This is a genomic window from Planctomycetota bacterium, assembly GCA_026387035.1.
Lineage (GTDB): Bacteria > Planctomycetota > Phycisphaerae > FEN-1346 > FEN-1346 > JAPLMM01.
The window spans coordinates 1-2,193 of the sequence record JAPLMM010000280.1 but is presented as its reverse complement, the minus strand read 5'-3'; the positions used below and the strand labels follow the sequence as shown (position 1 = coordinate 2,193).

The following is a 2,193-nucleotide window of genomic DNA, read 5'->3' as shown; positions in this document are numbered from 1 at the left end:
CACGTCCCGATGAAGATACACCTCGAAGCCGTCCGCTTCAAGCGCCGCGGCGAGCAATCGCGCGAGCCGGGCGTTCGCGAAACATCCGCCCGTGAGCGCGATGCGCTCGAGTTTCGTTTCCTCGCGGGCGCGCCGTGCGGCGGCGCGAAGCATCGCCGCGACGGACGCGTGAAACCGGGCGCTGATGAAGGCGGCATCGAGTCCGGCCTCGACGTCGGCCACCACGCCGCGGATGATCGGCACGGTGTCGATGACCCACCCTCCCCCGCCGGCCGGCGCGTCGGCAATCGCAAAAGCGTAGGGCGGCACGTCGTCGTCGGCGTCGCCGGCGGCGGCCTCCAACTCGATGGCCGCCTGGCCCTCGTAGGTGTTCTCGGCCGAGACGCCCGCCAGGACGCTCGCGGCGTCAAACAATCGCCCGAGGCCGCACGCGCGAGGGGCGCTCACACCCTTGGCGACCATGTCGGCCCAGATCCGCCGATCCTTGGAGCGCGTCTCGGCCAGCCGGCCGACCAGGCGGCGCTCCGCTTCCTCCGGCCCGTAGGCCTCCAGGAGGAACGCCCAGGCCGTCCGGACGGGGTGCTCGACGGCCGCATCGCCGCCCGGGAGCGCGACGCAGGCCAAGTGGCCGAGTCGCTCGAAACGAGCGGGCGACGCCCGCAGGATTTCTCCGCCCCAGACGGTCCCGTCGGTCCCGTAGCCCGTGCCGTCCATCGCCAGGCCGATGAGGTCGCCTTCGAGGCCGTGCTCGGCCATCACGGAGGCAATGTGGGCGTGGTGGTGCTGGACGCCGACGAGGCGAAGGCCTTCCTCCTCGGCCCGGCGGCGGGCGTAGCGCGTCGAATAGTATGCGGGGTGGAGGTCGTGGGCGAGGACCTTCGGCCGAATCTCCAGGAGGCGTTCCATTTTCTCCACGGTCTTTTCGAAATAGTCGGCGGCAAGGGGGTGCTTCAGGTCGCCGATGTGCTGGCTGACGAAGGCTTCGGACGCGCGGACGAGGCAGACGGCATTTTTGAGTTCCGGGCCGACGGCGAGGAGCGTCTCCGGCGCCTCGACGGCGAGCGCGATGGGGCGCGGCGCGTAACCTCGGCCGCGGCGGAGCATCAGTCCCGGCGCGTCGCCGCAGGCGACTCGACGTGGCGAGCCGGGCGTCGCCTCGGCGAAGTCCCGGCGCGCCGGGACCCGGGCGGAGCCGGGACCTCGCGTCCGGGTTTCCTCGAGGAACTTCGCCAGGCGGGCATTGATCATCTCTTCGGTGATGACCAGATCCAGGGGCGTTCGGCCGCTCTTATCCAGCAGGACGTTGCCCACCCCATTCACCACGCGCTCGTTGAACAAGACTTTGGCGGGATGGTCGGCGCCGATGGGCTCGGTCCGGGCATAGAACCCCGGCGTCGCAAGAACGAGCCAGGCGCCGGCCGCCGCCGCGACCGCCAGGCCGGCGCCGACGAGGCCGACGATCCGCTTTGCCCGCAGGGTCAGCATCCTGGAATCCATTCGCCGCAAAGGGTTCGCCCTCAGGATGCCAGGACCTGCGGAATCGGTCAAGCCTTTTCGATTGACCCGCCGCTGCGCCGATTTAGAATGGCCGCCGGGCGCCGAAGATCCTGGAGAGGAGACGGGCGTGAGCGACACCGATACCCTCGAAGCCGTCCAAAAACTCCTCGGTCACCGATTCAAGAACGCGAGCCTCCTGGAGAGCGCACTGACGCACGCCAGCATCGCGCACTCGCGGCTGGCGTCGAACGAGCGTCTCGAGTTCCTCGGCGACGCCGTCCTCGGCCTCGTGATCTGTGAGGAACTCTACAGCCGCTTCTCCGATTATCTCGAAGGCGAAATGACGCGCATCAAGAGCGTCGTCGTCAGCCGCGACACCTGCTCCCGCGTCGCCACGGACATCGGCCTCATGGAACACGTGAGCCTCGGCAAGGGGATCACGGGCGCGGCCCAGTTGCCGACCAGCCTGGCGGCGTGCGCCTACGAAGCCTGCGTCGGCGCGCTCTACCTGGACGGCGGGCTGAAGGCGGCCCGCAAGTTCATCCTGAAGCACATGGCCGACGAGATCGACCACGTCGTCGCCGGGGAGTACTCGCTCAACTACAAGTCCCTTCTTCAGCAGCACGCGCAGCGCGACCTCGGCGCGACGCCTCATTACGAAGTCCTCGACGAGAAAGGGCCCGACCACGCCAAGGC

2 protein-coding genes are annotated in these 2,193 nt (G+C 69.1%); one reads left to right on the top strand and one right to left on the bottom strand.

The window, feature by feature from the left end; translation table 11 throughout:
• Window positions 1-1,485: hypothetical protein (locus NTX40_10760; GenBank protein MCX5649554.1), on the bottom strand; the 1,485-nt coding region annotated here is incomplete at its 3' end.
• 139 nt (window positions 1,486-1,624) lie between these two features.
• Here NTX40_10760 and rnc point away from each other — a divergent pair.
• Window positions 1,625-2,193 (top strand): ribonuclease III (gene rnc, locus NTX40_10755; GenBank protein ID MCX5649553.1); only part of this gene is annotated, 569 nt, incomplete at its 3' end.